12 protein-coding genes, 1 tRNA gene and 1 pseudogene are annotated in these 18,518 nt (G+C 43.1%); 8 read left to right on the top strand and 6 right to left on the bottom strand.

The features are described from left to right. The first annotated feature begins 9 nt into the window (after positions 1 to 9). Together J2X69_RS02195 and J2X69_RS02200 are read left to right on the top strand one after the other, a co-directional pair. The gene (locus J2X69_RS02195; RefSeq protein ID WP_310097744.1) at positions 10 to 669 is read left to right on the top strand and encodes a DNA alkylation repair protein; all 660 of its coding nucleotides are present in this window, start codon (positions 10 to 12) and stop codon (positions 667 to 669) included. A 133-nt stretch (positions 670 to 802) separates the two neighbouring features. After that, positions 803 to 1,281: pseudogene (locus J2X69_RS02200) on the top strand (penicillin-binding transpeptidase domain-containing protein); the annotation flags it as partial. A gap of 79 nt (positions 1,282 to 1,360) precedes the next feature. Here the strand turns inward: J2X69_RS02200 and J2X69_RS02205 are convergent. The 3 genes from J2X69_RS02205 to J2X69_RS02215 form a co-directional block, all read right to left on the bottom strand. Then, positions 1,361 to 2,278: an AraC family transcriptional regulator gene (locus J2X69_RS02205; RefSeq protein ID WP_310097751.1), complete on the bottom strand. Its 918-nt coding sequence runs from the start codon at positions 2,276 to 2,278 to the stop codon at positions 1,361 to 1,363. A gap of 63 nt (positions 2,279 to 2,341) precedes the next feature. Beyond that, a complete protein-coding gene (locus tag J2X69_RS02210; RefSeq protein WP_310097755.1) occupies positions 2,342 to 3,100 on the bottom strand; it encodes an SDR family NAD(P)-dependent oxidoreductase in 759 nt (252 codons plus the stop codon). Between the two features lie 573 nt (positions 3,101 to 3,673). After that, a complete protein-coding gene (locus J2X69_RS02215) occupies positions 3,674 to 5,575 on the bottom strand; it encodes a LuxR C-terminal-related transcriptional regulator (RefSeq protein WP_310097759.1) in 1,902 nt (633 codons plus the stop codon). 335 nt (positions 5,576 to 5,910) lie between these two features. Here J2X69_RS02215 and J2X69_RS02220 point away from each other — a divergent pair, with 335 nt between their 5' ends. Both J2X69_RS02220 and J2X69_RS02225 read left to right on the top strand, forming a co-directional pair. Next, the gene (locus J2X69_RS02220; RefSeq protein ID WP_310097762.1) at positions 5,911 to 10,200 is read left to right on the top strand and encodes a gliding motility-associated C-terminal domain-containing protein; all 4,290 of its coding nucleotides are present in this window, start codon (positions 5,911 to 5,913) and stop codon (positions 10,198 to 10,200) included. A gap of 1 nt (position 10,201) precedes the next feature. Continuing rightward, positions 10,202 to 11,134 carry a PorP/SprF family type IX secretion system membrane protein gene (locus J2X69_RS02225; RefSeq protein ID WP_310097765.1) on the top strand — a complete coding sequence of 311 codons (933 nt, stop codon included), beginning with the start codon at positions 10,202 to 10,204 and terminating at the stop codon, positions 11,132 to 11,134. Positions 11,135 to 12,721: 1,587 nt separating this feature from the next. Here J2X69_RS02225 and J2X69_RS02230 read toward each other — a convergent pair. Together J2X69_RS02230 and sucC are read right to left on the bottom strand one after the other, a co-directional pair. Beyond that, positions 12,722 to 12,795: transfer RNA gene (locus J2X69_RS02230), tRNA-Arg, on the bottom strand. Between the two features lie 42 nt (positions 12,796 to 12,837). After that, complete coding sequence (gene sucC, locus J2X69_RS02235; RefSeq protein ID WP_310097768.1) at positions 12,838 to 14,052, bottom strand: ADP-forming succinate--CoA ligase subunit beta; 1,215 nt, start codon at positions 14,050 to 14,052, stop codon at positions 12,838 to 12,840. A gap of 141 nt (positions 14,053 to 14,193) precedes the next feature. Here sucC and J2X69_RS02240 point away from each other — a divergent pair, with 141 nt between their 5' ends. Beyond that, positions 14,194 to 14,844, top strand: coding sequence for an ABC transporter ATP-binding protein (locus tag J2X69_RS02240; RefSeq protein ID WP_310097771.1), 651 nt, complete (start codon positions 14,194 to 14,196; stop codon positions 14,842 to 14,844). A 100-nt stretch (positions 14,845 to 14,944) separates the two neighbouring features. On the opposite strand, the gene J2X69_RS02245 is transcribed toward J2X69_RS02240, so the two are convergent. Continuing rightward, on the bottom strand, positions 14,945 to 15,394 hold the full coding sequence (locus tag J2X69_RS02245) for a peroxiredoxin (protein WP_310097774.1): 450 nt from the start codon (positions 15,392 to 15,394) through the stop codon (positions 14,945 to 14,947). A 144-nt stretch (positions 15,395 to 15,538) separates the two neighbouring features. On the opposite strand from J2X69_RS02245, the gene J2X69_RS02250 reads away from it, so the two are divergent. The 3 genes from J2X69_RS02250 to pncA are packed head-to-tail and all read left to right on the top strand — an operon-like array spanning position 15,539 to position 18,516. Continuing rightward, entirely contained in the window at positions 15,539 to 16,351 is an 813-nt protein-coding gene (locus tag J2X69_RS02250; RefSeq protein WP_310098437.1) for a DMT family transporter, read from the top strand. Between the two features lie 55 nt (positions 16,352 to 16,406). Continuing rightward, entirely contained in the window at positions 16,407 to 17,903 is a 1,497-nt protein-coding gene (locus J2X69_RS02255) for a nicotinate phosphoribosyltransferase (protein WP_310097777.1), read from the top strand. Next, positions 17,881 to 18,516, top strand: coding sequence for a bifunctional nicotinamidase/pyrazinamidase (gene pncA / locus J2X69_RS02260; RefSeq protein WP_310097780.1), 636 nt, complete (start codon positions 17,881 to 17,883; stop codon positions 18,514 to 18,516). The genes J2X69_RS02255 and pncA overlap by 23 nt, the downstream gene beginning before the upstream one ends. Positions 18,517 to 18,518 lie beyond the last annotated feature (2 nt).

The following is an 18,518-nucleotide window of genomic DNA, read 5'->3' on the forward strand; positions in this document are numbered from 1 at the left end:
AATGTAACTATGACCAATATAGAATTCATAGACGAACTAATAGTATTAAGAAGCAATAATTCTCTTATTGCTAAGAAGCAAATTTTTGATTTAGCAAAAAAGCACAAAAATATGCCGACAAAGGAAGTTATTAAACTTTTGAGAAATAGTGATTATGACCAAAGATTGGGAGCAGTTTCAATTTTAGATTGGAAAGCAAGGAATACAAAAATATCAGACAAAGAAAAAGCAGAAATTTACACCGCCTATGTGGAAAATCATAAATGGATTGACGATTGGGGACTTGTTGACAGAGCTGCACCTTATGTAGTTGGTGGCTATTTATACGATAAAGACAGGAAACCACTTTACAAATTGGCAATGTCAAAATTACCAATGGAACGGAGAACAGCAATCGTAAGCACTTATTACTTTATCAGAAAAAATGATATTCAAGACACATTTAAAATTTCAGAAATTCTTGTACACGACCAAGACAAATATGTGCAAATGGCTGTTGGGAGTTGGATTAGAGAAGCAGGTAAAAAAGATATAACACACTTAACAAAGTTTCTTGACAAATACGCTTCTACAATGAACCGCAAATGTTTGCGTTATGCAATAGAAAAATTGGACAGTACATCAAAACAAAAATATCTACATGCAGACAGCAAGAATGCCAGCCGCTAACAACGAAGTCTTATGACGAAAATGGCAATTTAACCGAAGAGATTTTATACGAAAATGGCAAGGAGGTTTCTAGAAAGAAATATAAAGAATAGCAAAATCACTACTGATATAAAAGAAAAACGATAGACTAAAAATGAAATTAAAAAATCTAAGTTTGCCTACAATCATACTTTTATTTAGTATATGTTGCTCACCAAACAAACACGCAGATAACAAATCATATGATTTGAATAATAGTGATGTCGTTTTGCTGGACAACAGTAAAAAATACTTTGACAATTGTGATGTTAAAGGTTCCATAGCTATTTATGACATAAAAGAACAAAAATGGATTACTTCGGACACCATAGGGATAAAAGTTGAAACCCTTCCGGCATCTACCTTTAAGATCATTAATTTATTAATAGCTCTTGAAACCAAAACGATTAGTGATGAGAACGAAATAATCAAATGGGTAGGCAGAACTGATACAGTTAACTATGGATACCGCCCTGAAATTTATCACGATATGTCAGTAAAAGAAGCCTTTGAAACATCAGCAGGCTGGGTATTTGTAGAACTTGCAAAAAATTCGGAAAAGATAAATACGAAGAATACCTTACAAAATGTAATTTACTCTCTTTCGATGCAAATCCGACCTTTCATCGATGATGAATCGGAAATTGGTTAGGGGGTACTTCAATCATATGACCTAATTAAAACTCGCCCGAAATTCCAGAGGACTTTGTTTCGTTTTTTGTTTGAAAAGTTTATTGAATGACTGTGAATGTTCGAAGCCTAGTTCGTAAGCAATTTCACTTACGGATAATTCGGATGTGGAGAGTTTCTCTTTGGCTTTTTCGATGAGTTTGTAATGGATGTATTGTTTGGCATTTTGTCCGATCAGCGAACGCAGGGTGTCACTTAAATATCCTGCTGAAATATTGAGTTTTTCGGCTACATAATGAACGGTGGGAATGCCACTGAGTAGGGTTTTCTGATCGTTGAAATAGTCATCTAAAATAGCTTCTGTCTTTTGAAGAATATCTTTATTGACAACTTTTCTGGTGATGAATTGACGCTTGTAATAACGGTTGGCATAATGGAGCAACAGTTCCAGCTGCGCTATGACGACTTCCTGACTAAATTCGTCAATACGGCTGTTTAATTCCTCTTCAATAATTTTGAAAAGTGACAGCAATACCTCTCTTTCCTGATCGGACAAATGCAATGCCTCATTCACCGAATAGGAAAAATATTGGTACTGTTTTATTTTGTTTGACAAGGGAAAACCCAGTAAAAAATCAGGATGAAACAATAAAACACGCGCACTTGCCAACTGGTCATCTTGGGTAGATCCCATTACTTGATTTGGGGCCAAAAACATCAGACTGCCTTCGTTGAAATCGTAATGGCTTTGGCCATATTTCATTTTTCCCTGCCGGTCGGTAATTAACAAGATTTTATAAAAATCCAGCACATCATAGACCGGGCCGTTGCTGAGGTCGAAGTTGGTGTTGCCGCCACAATGTGTCATGCTGATCAGAGGATGTTTCGGCTTCGCAAGTCCGCAAGCGTCGTGTATTTCTGAAATGCTGCGAAAGCGGATGAGTTTTTTTTCCTTTTTCATTTTTGAAGATAGTGAATAATTGCCTGCAAATCCGGTCAGGCTTTGCAGGCAAAAGGTTTGTTTTTACCAAGGGTAAACTTCCTGATGGGGTCCTGTAAATTGTCCGGAGACACCGCTTTCATCCAGTGCGACACGGATAGGTTCTTTTGAACCTTCTTCCACCGAATCGGTTCCCTGGAAATTATTGAGCGCAGTCGCTGTAAACCCCGGGCTTACGGCATTTACCTTGATGTTTGTGCCTTCAAGCTCATTTGCCAAAGAAACCGTAATTGCATTCATGGCCGCCTTGGAAGCACCGTACACCACATCAAAATTTTTTCTATACGGATTGGAAGGGTTCTGGTTCAACGTAAGTGAACCCAAACTGCTAGATACATTTACAATTCTTGGAGCAGAAGCTTTGTGCAGAAGAGGAAGAAAGGCCTGTGTTACTGCTAAGGCTCCAAAGACATTGGTATCCCATACCTTTTTCATTTCTGAGATGGATGCCACACTTGGCATCTGTGCAGCAAGCATTTCCTCCATAGTACCTTTGCGGGTTCCTGCATTGGATATTCCTGCATTGTTTACCAATAGATCCAGGTAACCATGTTCTTTCCCGATTTTCTCTGCCGCCGATTGGATTGTACTGTTTTTGGTGACGTCCAGCTCAATTGCCACTGCATTTTCGCCAAGTTCCCGTACAGCCTCATTCCCTTTTTCCGGATTTCGTGCCCCTACATAGACGGTGTAGTTATTTTCTGCCAAAGCTTTGGCTATTTGAAAACCAACTCCCGTATTTGCTCCCGTGACCAGGGCAATTTTGTTTTGTACTGATTGCATATTATTTTCTTTTAATTGATTATGCAAATTTCTGTCACACAACATACGGCTTTGTAGTAGAATCGAGAACTTATGTAGCCAAATTGGGGGTAAATATAATTGACTGTTTAAACCGGGGTTATGCGTGAGGTTTCGCTATAGCCTGTACCGATTCTTATCGGGAAGGACTGTAATTGCAATAAAATCATATGGTTTGGAGACTGAGTCCGCAGCGGCGTAGAATTGCCAATGCATATTTGGGGTTAAACAATGGATAAGCATTTCTTCTGTTCTTCACCGGCATAATTATCTGTAAATCCGATCCATGATTTGATGCCTGGAAGATTTGACAATCTCTCAATCGAACCATACAGGAATTGAAATATCTGAGATTGTAAGAGAAATTCAGGACAAGAAAGCTTGTCCGCAGGAGGAAGGCAGTGGCCTTGTTTCCGTACTCCAACACCTATAATGCCTACCTACGGCAGGCGTTGCTCCTACAGAAATTGGGTATAGATCAATCTAAATTTTCTCCACACACTATATGTGAACCTTTAACCTATTAATCCTTAACCTATTTTTTAGCACCTAGGTTTATTGAAGGTCAACAGACCTGTTTACTGCTGAACCCAATTCAGTGATATACTGATCGAGAGTTTGTTCCTTTTCCAGGTTAAGTTTTTGCTTGATGCGGTACCTTGCCATCCGGATACTCTTCGGGTCTACATTCAGTCGTGCCGCAATTTCCTTATTGGATTGCCCCATCAGGATATAGGAGCAGTATTTCAAATCAAGGCGGGTCAGAGTTTGCTTGGATTTTTCCTGCAGCCTTGCAATAAATTCAGGTCTGATGTCGGCAATATCCGATTTGGCCTCCCTATATCCTTTATCTATTTCTATGTTTCTCGAAACTATCTTCTCTAGCTGTCGGTGAAGCGGGTCTTCACGATCCAGGGTAAGGAGTCTTGCCCTAAGGCCATCAACGAGCCGGTTTTTTTCCTCTGCATGTAACGTGCCTGCCAAAAGTTCGCGCTCCAGTCGCTCAAGTCTTTCTTTCATCAGCTCTCGCTCCGTTTGTAGGCGGGTGTTTTTTTCTGCTTCGAGCTGTGCTTCAAGTTCTGCTCTACTTTTAGCTCTTTCCAATAAAAGCTGCTGCTGAGAAGAAGCTTTTAATCTAAAATGATAGGATCTGTACAAAAAGAAAAGGGCAAAGGCAAAAGCTAAAATCAAAAGGATATAGAAATAATTGAGTTTCTTGGCCAACTGTGCTTCCTTTTTGGTTACTTCTAATTCGATCTCCTTTTTCTCTGACTGATAGCGTGCATCCAACTGTTGGATTACACCTGCTTTTTCTTTGTTGAAAATCTCTTTATAAATACTGATGTAGTCTTTATAATAAGCAAGAGCCTGGACTGGATCCCCCTTTTTTTCATTTACTTCAGCGAGGGCATTACTTATACGGGATTTTACCAATAAACCTGTTTTCGGCCTTTCGGAAATTTCGAGCATGGCGGATTTCAACAAATCCTCTGCTTTTCGATAATCACCATCTCTCATCGCAAAGCCGCTGAGTATACCATAACTGTTTGCTATAATCTCCGGATAGTCAACCTGACGTCCGATCTCCAATGCCTGATCCAAGTATATCGCGGCACTATCACGATAGGATTGTGGGTAAAACTCAAAGTAGAGATTGGCAACATTCAGCGCTCCTATCCCTTTGGTACTTTTCAGGGCTATTCGCTCATCATGGGCATCGGCATAAGAAAGCAGAAGCTTATTATAATACAGGGACGAATCCAAGAGTGATTTATCAGAACTATCCTTACGATAGCGCGATAGGTAGCTACTGCCCATGCTTAGATAAGAATTGATTATTGCATCGGGAGCCATGCTTTTCAAAGCAGCATCCATACAAAGTCTGGTATAAAGTTGCTGCTTGGCAGGATCGTTCAATCTGGCTGAGATACCTGCAAGGTGATGGTATATGCTGCTTTCATATTCATAGGCACCTTCTCCTTCCAACAGGCGCAATGCTTCCAGCAATTTACCATAGGCGAGCTCATTATCTCCCAAAACATAGGCTAGCCAGCCTTGTCTGAGCATGACATAGCCCTTCATTTTTTTATCTTCCGTCCTATCTGCATACCAAGCAGCACTGTCAATCGCTTCTACCGCATTTAACAAACTGTCCTGTTGCATGTATACATAAGCCAAGGTAGCGTAGATAAACGCTCCATGTTTTTTATCCTTTTCTTCCCAGCTATCCCTTATTGCCTCATCCATCAATTCATGTGCTTCTACAAATTTGTCTGAAAGAACCATAAGTCGGGCAAGATGTCCCTTAGCTTCTATTCGCTTGCTTTTGGTGAAAGATTCCTTTCCGTCTACAATCCTGCTGAGGGAGTCAATTACAAGCGATTGGGCAGCTAACTGAAATGATAAAAAGGTGATGCCAAGAATGGCCAAAAATCTCCAAAACAAATTCTTATTCATGCGCTTTATTTTTTTCTTCCAAAGGTCCAACCCGGTCCCGAAGCAAAGGTCGGGATAGCTTTTTTTTAAGGCACTATTGCTAAAATTAGTAAAATCCGGCTTATCTGTAGACGATTTGTAGACGTATCGTCTAAAACTGTAGATGTTTAATAGTCAGTTGTGATTTGATATGGACTTAGAACAGGTATAATTTTATCCAAAGGAAAAAGGGATTAAATACCCGTTGCTTTCACCTTGGTAAATGCAGCCAGGTATAGTAACTGCATGGCCAAAACTCCAATGACTTTACCCCACCCGTCAATTTCATGCGTATTGTTTTCAGGGACAAACTATTAATGTCTTTCCTGCTTATTAGCATAGGGGCAATGATGTGCTTCAATTCTCAAGCTCAGACTATAATTCGCGTTGCCCCGAACGGAACGGGAAACGGATCGAGCTGGGCAGAAGCAAGCAATATAGAGAGTGCGGTCGCTAATTCATCCTCTAATACAGAGATTTGGCTTAGAGCCGGAGTATATTTTCTTGACCAAGAATTAGAGCTTAACAATTTTGGGAGATCAGAACTGGCATTCTATGGGGGGTTCTCCGGCGCAGAGAATAGTCGAAATCAAAGAGATTTCGAGGAAAACAAAAGTATTCTCGACGGTCAAAATAGCACGAGGATACTATTTGTCAGAGAAACCAACTTCACAATTGACGGAGTTACATTGAGGAATGGGTTTATAGGATTAGAAAGCCCGGATGATATAAACAAAGGTGGTGGAGCCATTTATATTTTCGGAGGACATAACACCACAATCCTAAACTGTATATTCCTCAGTAATATCAGTGAAGGAGACCGGGGAGCGGGGGCGGTTTATAATAGATTTGGAGACAACATACTCGTAGAGAATTGTTTATTCGAAAATAACCGTTTTCAAAACCCTCCTGGAAGTTCAAATGGTGGAGGAGCAATATTTAATTGGACAGATGGGCTAGTTATAAGAAACACTGTTTTCAGGGGCAATTCATCGGCGAGATCTGGAGGGGCTCTGTATTCATGGAGTCCAATGAGCATAGAAAACTGTGTATTTGAAAACAACAGAAGTGATGAAACCGGTGGAGCTGTTCGTAACCATTCGGGTTCCACTCTAACTATCACCAGCTCGCTCTTTGACAATAACAGCGCCGCAGGGCTCGGAGGCGCGATATATAATAACAATAGTGAGCTGATGCTATCAAATGTCACATTTGTAAACAATCGAAATACTGCAATTGTATTTAATTTTGGAGCATCATCAAGCACTGTCTATAATAGTATATTTCTAAATAACGAGGGGGCGGGGGCATTAAATGCTGACATAGCCGCGGCCTCTAGGACTACGGATTTATCAGGTTTGAGTGTCAGAAATAATAGTTTACAGGATTATACTGATGGACAGAACAATCTGCTTGGCGTTGATCCTTTATTTGTGGACCCCTTGGCAGGTGACTACCGTCTTCGCAATGCCAGTCCTGCTGTAGATGCCGGTGCAAATGGGCTTTTTAATCAGGTTTCTTCTTCTCCGGCAGCAGCATCCACTGACTTGGATGGAGAAGCACGTATTTTCAACAATACAATTGACCTTGGTGCTTATGAGAATACCGCTCCTGTAGAAGCTCCTATCCCTCCAACCTGTACTACCATCACGGCTCCATCCGATAATGCGGAAAATGTTGATTTGAATCCTACAATTACCTGGCAGGCTGCAACCGGTGCGGAGGGCTATTACCTGTCGGTGGGCACAAGTTCAGGGGGAACGCAGATTCTGGATCGTGAAGAAGTTGCGGGGACTAGTTATGCGTTGACAGAATCTTTGGAAGAAAATACTACTTACTTTATCACTGTAATTCCATTCAATGAGGCCGGTGAGGCAGCAGGATGTAATGAGGTCAGCTTTACTACTGAAACCCTTCTTTCTCCCCCGGATTGCATAAGTATCATCTTTCCGTCCAATAATGCAACGGACGTTGATCTGACTCCTACAATCACTTGGCAAGCTGCAACCGGTGTGGAAGGCTATTACCTGTCGGTGGGTACAAGTCCCGGCGGAACACAGATTCTGGATCGTGAGGAAGTTGCGGGGACAGACTATGGGTTGACAGAAGCCTTGGAGGAAAACACCGCCTACTTTGTCACGGTAATACCTTTCAATGAGGCCGGGGAAGCAGAGGGATGCAATGAAATCAGCTTTACCACCGCTTCCACGGAGGAACCTACACTTCCAAGTTGCACTGTCATCACGGCTCCATCCCACGAATCAACAGGCATAAATCTAAATCCTACAATTTCCTGGCAGGCTGCTGTCGGCGCGGAGGGCTATTACCTGTCAGTGGGAACAAGCCCTGGTGGAACACAGATTCTGGATCGGGAAGAAGTTATAGGGACTAGCTATGCGTTGACAGAATCTTTGGAAGAAAATACTACTTACTTTATCACTGTAATTCCATTCAATGAGGCCGGTGAGGCAGCAGGATGTGATGAGGTCAGCTTTACTACTGAAACCCTTCTTTCTCCCCCGGATTGCACCACTATCACGGCTCCATCCAATAATGCAGAAAATGTTGATTTAAATCCTACAATTACCTGGCAGACTGCTGCCGGTGCGGAGGGCTACTACCTGTCGTTGGGGACAAGTCCCGGCGGAACGCAGATTCTGGATCGTGAAGAAGTTACAGGGACTAGTTATGCGTTGACAGAAGCCTTGGAGGAAAACACCGTATATTTTGTCACAGTAATACCTTTCAATGAAGCAGGTGAAGCAGAGGGATGCAATGAAATCAGCTTTACCACTGCTTCCACAACTGGGCCCACGCTTCCGGATTGTGCGACCATATCATCTCCCTCTGACAATTCTGAAAATGTCAATCTGACTCCAACCCTCACTTGGCAGGCTGCTGTCGGTGCGGAAGGCTATTACCTGTCGGTGGGAACAAGTCCCGGCGGAACGCAGATTCTGGATCGTGAAGAAGTTACAGGGACTAGCTATGCGTTGACAGAAACCTTGGAAGAAAACACTGTCTACTACATCACGGTAATCCCTTTCAACGAAGTCGGCGAGGCAGCCGGGTGTACTGAAATCAGCTTTACCACCGCTTCCACGGAGGAACCTACACTTCCAAGTTGCACTGTCATCACGGCTCCATCCCACGAATCAACAGGCATAAATCTAAATCCTACAATTTCCTGGCAGGCTGCTGTCGGTGCGGAAGGCTACTACCTGTCAGTGGGAACAAGTCCCGGCGGAACGCAGATTCTGGATCGTGAAGAAGTTGCGGGGACAGATTATGTGTTGACAGAATCCTTGGAGGAAAACACCGTCTACTTTGTCACAGTAATACCTTTCAATGAAGTTGGGGAAGCGGAGGGATGTGATGAGATCAGCTTTACCACTGCTTCCGCAACTGAGCCTGTGCTTCCGGATTGTACGACCATATCATCTCCCTCTGACAATTCTGAAAATGTCAATCTGACTCCAACCCTCACTTGGCAGACTGCAAGCGGTGCGGAAGGCTACTATCTGTCGTTGGGAACAAGTTCTGGCAGAACACAGATTCTGGATCGTGAAGAAGTTACAGGGACTAGCTATGCGTTGACAGAAACCTTGGAGGAAAACACCGTCTACTTTGTCACGGTCATCCCATTCAATGAAGTCGGGGAAGCAGAAGGATGTGAAGAAATCAGCTTTACCACTGCTTCCACGGAGGAACCTACAATTCCAAGTTGCACTGTCATCACTGCTCCATCCCACGAATCAACAGACATAAATCTAAATCCTACAATTTCCTGGCAGGCTGCTGTCGGCGCGGAGGGCTATTATCTCTCGTTGGGCACAAGTCCCGGCAGAACACAGATTCTGGATCGGGAAGAAGTTGCGGGGACTAGCTATGCGTTGACAGAAACCTTGGAAGAAAACACCGTCTACTACATTACGGTCATCCCATTCAATGAAGTTGGGGAAGCACAAGGGTGTGATGAGATCAGCTTTACCACCGCTTCCACGGAGGAACCTACACTTCCAAGTTGCACTACCATCAGCTACCCTGCACAAGGGGAAGAAAACGTTTCTTTAAGCCCCACCATTATATGGGAAGAAGAGGAAGAAGCACTTTGGTACTATGTGTCCCTAGGAACATCTCCAGGAGTAAGCAATATCCTTGAAAATCAATTAGTGATCGGTAACACTTATACGCTCGAAACAAGTTTGGATGAAAATCAGCAGTATGTCCTTTCTGTAATCCCTTTCAGTGCAGCGGGGGAGGCGGTTGGATGCTCAGAAATAAGTTTTCTGACCCGTAGCAGTAAGGGAAACTTCAAGACAAAGTATGGTATATCCCCAAATGGTGACGGCATAAATGATTTTTGGGCTATCGAAGACATTGATAATTATCCTCAAAACAACGTAGCGGTCTATAGCCGGTGGGGAGACAAAGTCTTTGAAACTGTAAATTATGACAATCAATCAAATGTATTTGACGGAACTGCAAATAGATTAACTCAGTTGGGGGGTTCACAATTACCGTCCGGCACTTACTTCTTTGAAATCCTGCTTCAGGATGGTAACGGTCAGATAAGCGTAAAAGGATTCTTAATTATCAAGAGATAAGATGAACACAATAGATTTTAAGCTCCTTTTTCTCCTCGTGGTAGCTACCCATATTTCGTTTTTGGCAAAAAGCCAGCAAACACCTCTTTTCTCAGAATACAACTATAATCCCCTATTAGTGAATCCTGCCTATGCGGGAATGACGTATGGATCAGAAGTCACCTTTAGCAATTACGGCTATTTCAATGCAATAGAAGGTAGTCCCAAAAATTCCTCTTTCACGTTCAATACGCCGATTGCTGATGACAAAATGGGGCTTGGTGCAACTATTTCCAGAGATAAAGTAGGTGTCACAACCAATACCACAGCTTATGTGGCTTACTCATATAAAATTTTCTTTGGTGCAAAAAACAATAAATCTTACATCAGGACTCCCAACTGGCAAATTTATAACAACAAAGTGTTTTCATTTGGAATGACGGCAGGGGTCAGACAGCTAAATGAGGACCTGCTTGAACTGGGGATAGATAATGATCCTGAATTTGCCCGGAACATCAGCGCAACTTTACCAACCATCGGAGTGGGATTTCTCTATAATACTGCGGATTTCTACGTAGGTCTCTCTGCACCAAACCTATTGGGAAGCCAAATTGATTTAGAAGAAAATGTTGTTACCTCGAATCCTTTATATGGCTATGTGGGCTGCCGGTTTTTCCCTAATTACTCTGAAAATACTATGATTAAACCAAGCGCCTTGATCAAGTATGAAGCAGGTGCTCCGGTTCAGCTAGACGCAAATATTTCATTAAGCTATCGAAACATCATTGAAATTGGTACCGGATACAGAAGTACTTCCTCACTTAATTTCCTTGTCGGTCTGTATGCTTTCAACCATGTACTGATAACCTACCAGCACAATGCACGATTCAATAATTCAATATTGGGAAACAGCCACGGCATAATTGTTACTTTCAAGTTTGACGGCTTTGAATAGGTTCTGTGTAAAAAAGACCAATCAAATTTCCCTGCCTTTCAGGCAAAGCTGGGATTCAAAAAGTATCATGGAAAACCACCTCCGCGTTACCGAGGGAGGAAATCTCCATTTCCAGACAGTGATCCTGGGCAGGCCTGTCCGCAGGAGGAAGGCAATGGCCTTGTATGTTTTTAACCATGGGTTACGCTCGCTTACTTCGTGTCACTTACTCACCAGGGGTTATTGAAAGTTTTACCCCTTCAGGGTGATTTTCCATTCAGGCATCCGGTTACAGCCGTTCCGTCGCCGTCCGTGAGATACGAAGGGCTGTACAGTACTTACTTGATGTTCCGTCTTACTACCTAAACTAGAGAGCTCATATTTAGATCTTGGTTTAGTGCAAGGGCGCGGAGGAGGTCGCAGCAGCGGGCCAGGCGGCTGGTATGCGGGGAGAAGCTTTGCTGCGACGAAGGTTTTTGTTACTTTTTGCCTTCAAAAAGTAAGAGAGAAATTAACCTTAACATTATCGATTCGGTTCAATAGGGATATTGAGGATAGATAAAAAATAACCAACACACTTTTCCACCTCCTGCACCATTCCCCATTTCCAGACGATATTCCGTGGCAGGCCTGTCCGCCGCAGGAGGAAGGCAATGGTCGTTGAACTTATTCAACCCAGCATTGAAATGCTGGGCTCCGCCACGGCGGACAAGTTACAAATCTGCCATGTCCCGAAAGAATCGGGACTGACTCTACGGCATTGCCTCGTTTTTACGGTGTATGGTGCTTACCTCACGTTCTACCTTACTACCTAAAACTAGAGAGTTCATAATTTAGAACCTTGGCTTAGTGTGAGGGCGCGCTGGAAGGACGCAGCACAGCTTGTCCGCCTCAGGCGGAAGGGTGCGGCTGGTATGTGGGCGGAAGATTGCTGGCGTCTTGGGCTTTTGGTCCTTTTGGGCCAAGCCAAAAGGACGAATAGAATTACTTCACCATATTATTTGCGTAAATAGAAAGATTGAAGATCGATACAATACATACATACCGAGCGCCTTTTCCACTTCCTGCACTGACTCAGATTTCCTGATAATAATCCAGGGCAGGCCGCAGGGTTTGGGCCAGGCTGTAGGGGGGCAAGCCGTGATCCGCCGATTTTTAGGCAGCGAGAAGTTCCAAAAATTAAATCGGTCATGAATCCTCTGCATTTTTTGATTTCTCAACCGATTTGAAGCATAGACTCTGGCAAAGGCTTTTGGATACTTTTGGCCTCAAAAGTATCAGAGAGAGCCCCCTCTTTGACAAGGACGATTTTCCCATAGTAATGTATGTGCAGAAGGGGGAGTTGCGCACGTCTCCGGACAAAAGAGCATATTGTCACTCTTGGATTTCCTGTTGTAGCCATCCGTGATGACACGGACGCCGGCAAGGATTTGTGACGATACGGGCTGCGTCACGTCCCTACCTACTTGACCTTCCTCATTCACAAGGACAATTTTCCCTATGCAATTACAGTCCTTCTCTATAAAAACAGGGGAAGGCTATAACAAAACCAAATGCATAGCCCGGGCTTAAAAAATAAAAGGCTTAGACGATCGCCTAAGCCTTAAGTGCACTCGGAAGGATTCGAACCCTCAACCCTCAGAGCCGAAATCTGATATTCTATCCAGTTGAACTACGAGTGCAGAAAGTAATGAGAATTGCTCCTCATTACCGTGTTTTTATTTTTAAGCTTCCAGTACTGCCTGTACTTTTTCAGCAGCTTCTTTAAGCGTAATTGCAGAAGAAACTTTCAATCCTGATTCATCGATGATTTTTGCGCCTTCTTCAGCATTCGTTCCCTGTAGCCTTACGATAATAGGAACTCTGATGTCTCCGATAGATTTGTAAGCTTCTACCACACCGCTGGCAATTCTGTCACATCTTACGATACCACCGAATACATTGATCAAGATAGCTTTTACGTTAGGATCCTGAAGGATGATTCTGAAACCTGCCTCTACGGTAGTAGCATTTGCCCCTCCTCCCACATCTAGGAAGTTAGCAGGCTCGCCGCCTACCAGTTTGATCATGTCCATAGTAGCCATCGCCAGACCGGCACCATTCACCATGCAACCGACGTTTCCGTCCAGTTTCACATAGTTCAGTCCTGATTCTCCCGCCTCTACTTCCAATGGATCTTCTTCAGCCACGTCTCTCAATTCCGCCAGTCCCTTTTGTCTGTAAAGTGCATTGTCATCGATATTCACTTTGGCATCTACTGCCAAGATCTTATCATCGGAAGTTTTCAATACCGGGTTGATTTCAAACTGAGAAGAATCAGTTCCTTCGTATGCATTGTAAAGAGCAGTAATGAACTTCACCATTTCTTTGAATGCATTACCTGAAAGACCAAGTCCAAATGCCACTTTTCTAGCTTGGAAAGGCTGAAGACCGACTTTAGGATCGATCCACTCTTTCATGATTTTCTCAGGAGTATGCTCTGCAACTTCCTCTATGTCCATTCCACCTTCGGTAGAGGCCATGATCACGTTGCTTCCTGTAGCTCTGTCCAATAGGATAGACAGGTAATACTCTTTCGGTTCAGAAGCTCCCGGATAGTATACATCCTCAGCGATCAAAACCTTATTTACTACTTTTCCTTCCGGACCTGTCTGGTGCGTAACCAATGTACCGCCAAGTATATTTTTAGCCTTTTCTGAGACGTCTTCCAATTTTTTGGCAAGAACTACTCCGTTAGAACCGGTTTCGTTGACTTTGCCTTTTCCGCGTCCACCTGCGTGGATCTGGGCTTTGATCACATACCAGCTAGTACCGGTTTGCTCGTTTAACTTAACAGCTGCTTCATGAGCCGCTTCAGGTGTGTCGGCGACTATACCTTCCTGAATGCGGACTCCGTAACCTTTTAATACTTCTTTAGCCTGATATTCGTGAATATTCATCCTTTGGAAATTTTTGCCCGAAGTTAAGTCCTAAGACTCGATAAATCAAACCCGACTTTTCTCTTTTTCAGGAAAAAAAGCCGTTAATTTCCCATTGAGATAGGCATTTGTTCTATTTTTGAATGAATTAAAAAAGTTAGTATGCTGAAAGCCAACGGTATCCATAAATCTTATGGAAGCCTTCAAGTATTAAAAGGTGTAGACCTTGAAATTTTAACTTCTGAGATTGTTTCCATCGTCGGTTCCTCGGGTGCGGGTAAAAGCACCTTGCTTCATATTTTGGGGACTTTGGATCATCCTGATCAGGGCGTTTTGGAAATGGATGGAAAGAAACTTCTCAACCTGAAGGGGGAGGAGTTGGCAAAGTTCAGAAATGAACGGATTGGCTTTATATTCCAATTTCACAATCTCCTACCTGAATTTACTGCACAGGAAAATATTATGATCCCCGGATTTATCGGTCAGATTTCCACAGACAAACTGAACAAAAAATCAGGAGAACTTGCCGAATTGTTGGGGATTTCACATAGGCTAGATCACAAGCCATCCACGCTTTCCGGAGGAGAACAGCAAAGAGTAGCCGTGGCGAGAGCTCTGATCAATAGCCCGGCAGTGGTATTTGCGGATGAGCCAAGCGGCAATCTGGATACTCAAAATGCACGGGGGCTACATGAATTGTTCTTTACGCTTCGCAAAGAACTGGGGCAGGCTTTTGTGATCGTGACACACAATGAGGAACTGGCCGAAATGGCCGACCGAAAAGTAGTGATGCAGGATGGGCTGATTCTTTAGACGCTGGATATTAGTATTAGATATTAGATTTTGGCGCAAGTCTTCAGACTTGTGCCGTCGATGTAAAACTGCGCCTTAGCACCTTGGCGGGAGACTTTCTCTACTTCTGAAGTTTCCCCAGCATTGCCTCAATATGTCCCTTTGACTCAAACATCTCCGAAAAAACCGCCGAAATCTTGTGGTCTTTGTCGATGAGATAGGTAATTCGCTTGGGCATTTTGATTAGGGGAATAAGCGCATCGTAAGACTTGCAGACCTCGCCTGTGGGATCAGAAAGTAAATCAAAAGGAAGTCTGTGCTCTTTTTTAAATCTTTCATGCGTTTCTATATCATCCTTGCTGATTCCGAGTACAGGAATCTCCAGATTACGGAATGCTTCAAATTGATCTCTGAATTCACATGCTTCAGCCGTGCATCCTTTGGTGAAATCCTTAGGATAAAAATAAAGAATGAATGCTTTGCCTTTCAAATCAGTGGAGGAATTGATTGATTTGGCTCCTGTGGATTGGAGATTAAATTCCGGTGCGGTATTGCCAATTTTTAATGCCATAAACACTCAAACCCAATCCGTCCCTAAAGGTTCGTAGAGCAGATTGGATTTTTTGAAATATTTTTGAACTATTGCCATTTCAATTTCCTTAAAAGGGGATCACTCTGAAAAGTTGTAATTTTGAAGATTAACAGTGTCCAGTCCATGCTATTGGCTGGGATATTTTTCGCTCTGATGAATGTGTCTGTAAAGTACATTCCGCATATTCCCGCCATAGAAATCATAGTTTTCAGATCAGTGTTCTCCTTGGTTTTTAGCTATTTGGTTCTTAAAAAGCAAAGAGTAAATGTCTTCGGGAATAATAAGAAATGGCTGATTATCCGTGGGGTAGTGGGATCAATAGGGCTGATTTCGTTCTTCTACACGCTACAAAATATACCCTTGGCCAGTGCGGTGACCATTCAATATTTGTCCCCGGTCTTCACTACGATTTTTGGAGTATTTCTGCTGAAGGAAAAAGTGAAACCCATTCAGCTTTTGTTTTTTGCAATTTCCTTTGCAGGTGTAGTGGTCATTCAGGGAGTGGACGCGAGAGTAGATACGTTCTGGGCTATAGTAGGAATCTTTTCAGCTATATTTTCCGGTTTGGCGTACAATGTCATCCGCAAGCTTAAAAATACGGAACATCCTCTGGTCATTATTTTCTATTTCCCACTTGTGACACTCCCTTTTGCAGCGATTGTATCTGCTTTTGGCTGGGTGAATCCTGTGGGCTGGGATTGGGCGGTATTGCTCTTCATCGGTATTTGTACCCAGACAGCACAATATTTCCTGACGATAGCCTACCAAAATGCGAATGTGTCCAAGGTTGCCAGCCTTACCTACATAGGTATAGTTTACGCATTGATATTTGGTTTTTTCTTCTTTGAGGAAACATACAATGCCTTGGTTTATGTGGGAATGGGGCTTGTTTTGTTGGGAATTCTACTCAATATGCGGGTGAAGCAAGTTTCATAATGAATTGGACAGGAATCTAAAGCAGGTTATTTTTGAACTAAGCTAAAAACAAACAATGAAAATCACGAAAGATCTATATCAAGGCTCGCTGGCACTTCTGACAGATTTTTATCAGCTGACCATGGCTTATGCTTACTGGAAGTCAGGAAAGGCAGAGCAGGAAGCGGTGTTCAATCTTTTCTTTAGAAAACATCCTTTTCAGGGTGGATTTACGATTGCGGCTGGACTGGATTACATCGTAGATTATTGCAAAAACTTCCAGTTCAGCGAAGAAGATCTGAGTTATCTGGCCACCATGAAAGGCAAGAATGATGAGGTGTTGTTTGAAAGCGGTTTTTTGGACTACCTGAGAAATATGAAATTCAGCTGCGATATAGATGCAGTGGAGGAAGGGACAGTTGTGTTTCCCAATACCCCGTTGGTTCGTGTAAAGGGTCCTTTGATCCAGTGCCAATTACTGGAAACCCCACTTTTGAATATTGTTAACTTCCAAAGTTTGATTGCTACCAAGGCTGCACGGATTAATTTGGCAGCAAAAGGCGAACCCATCTTGGAATTCGGCTTGCGTCGTGCCCAAGGAATAGACGGCGGATTGGCTGCCTCCCGGGCTGCCTATATCGGTGGCTGCGCTTCTACAAGTAATGTGATGGCCGGAAAGCTATTTGGAATCCCGGTGTCCGGTACGCATGCGCATAGCTGGATCATGTCTTTCGAAACGGAAATGGAAGCTTTCAAAGCCTATGCTGATGCTTTTCCTGACCAATCCGTTTTTTTGGTGGATACATATGATACAGTCAATGGAATTAAGAATGCCATTAAAATAGGAAATACCTTGAGAAGCAAGGGAAGGGAAATGGTAGGTATCCGAATAGACTCCGGAGACTTGGCTTATTTCAGCAATGTGGCCCGGGAGATGCTGGATGAAGCAGGTTTTCCGGATGCTAAAATCGTAGCTTCAAATGATCTGGATGAGCATATCATCACATCCCTGAAAGGACAGGAAGCATCGATCAATGTGTGGGGAGTGGGAACGAAATTGGTAACGGCATTTGATCAGCCGGCACTTGGTGGTGTATATAAACTCTCCGCAATACGGGATGAAAATGGAACTTGGGTTCCAAAAATCAAACTTTCCCAGCAATCCTTAAAAATCAATATTCCGGGATTGCATACAGTAAAGCGTTTTTTTTCCAAGGGAAAAGCAGTTGCCGATATGATCTACCTTGAAGCTCAAGAACTGAATCCTCAGGCAGCATTGATTATTGATCCGAATGATCCTACCAGGAGAAAGCGGATGATGCCTGCTTTCTATCAGGAGGAGATATTACTCAAGCCGATTTTCAATCAAGGTAAATTGGTCTATGAACTTCCGACTATAGGACAAATCAGGGATAGAGTTCAAAACCAGCTTGATTCTCTGGACAAGACACATAAGAGATTGGTAAATCCGCATTTGTATCCTATCGGTTTGGAGGAAAACCTTCATCACCTCAGGATGGAATTGGTATTGAAAGCAAAACAAATTGATAATGGCAGTGAATCTGAAAAATAGTGTCTTGTTGATTGTCGATGTTCAGAATGACTTCTTGCCGGGAGGGGCTCTGGCGGTCAATCGTGGAGATGAAGTTGTTCCTGTCATTAATACATTACAGGAGAAATTCGATTTTATAGTCGCTACCCAGGATTTTCACCCGGCAGATCATGGCAGCTTTGCTGCAAATCACAGCGGTAAAAATCCCGGAGAGCTGATTGAATTGGATGGGCTAACGCAGATTCTTTGGCCGGTGCACTGTGTACAGGGATCGGAAGGGGCTGAATTCCATGAAGATTTGAATCCCATCAAATGGAAGGCTATTTTCCAAAAAGGGAGGAACCCTGCTATTGACTCTTATTCAGGATTCTTTGACAATGCCAGAAAAGGAGATACCGGACTGGCAGATTTTCTACAGAATGAAGGAATAATGAACGTCTTCGTGACGGGACTTGCACAGGATTATTGCGTGAAATTCACCGCATTGGATTCAGTCAGTTTAGGATTCCACACCTACCTGATCACGGATGCTACCAGAGCGGTGAATCTTAATCCCAAGGACGGGGAGGCAGCTTTGGCAGAGATGCAAAGCGCAGGAGTGAAATTTATTGAAAGTACAGCTATACTAGATTGATT

It is taken from the genome of Algoriphagus sp. 4150 (assembly GCF_031457395.1).
Taxonomy (GTDB): Bacteria; Bacteroidota; Bacteroidia; order Cytophagales; family Cyclobacteriaceae; genus Algoriphagus.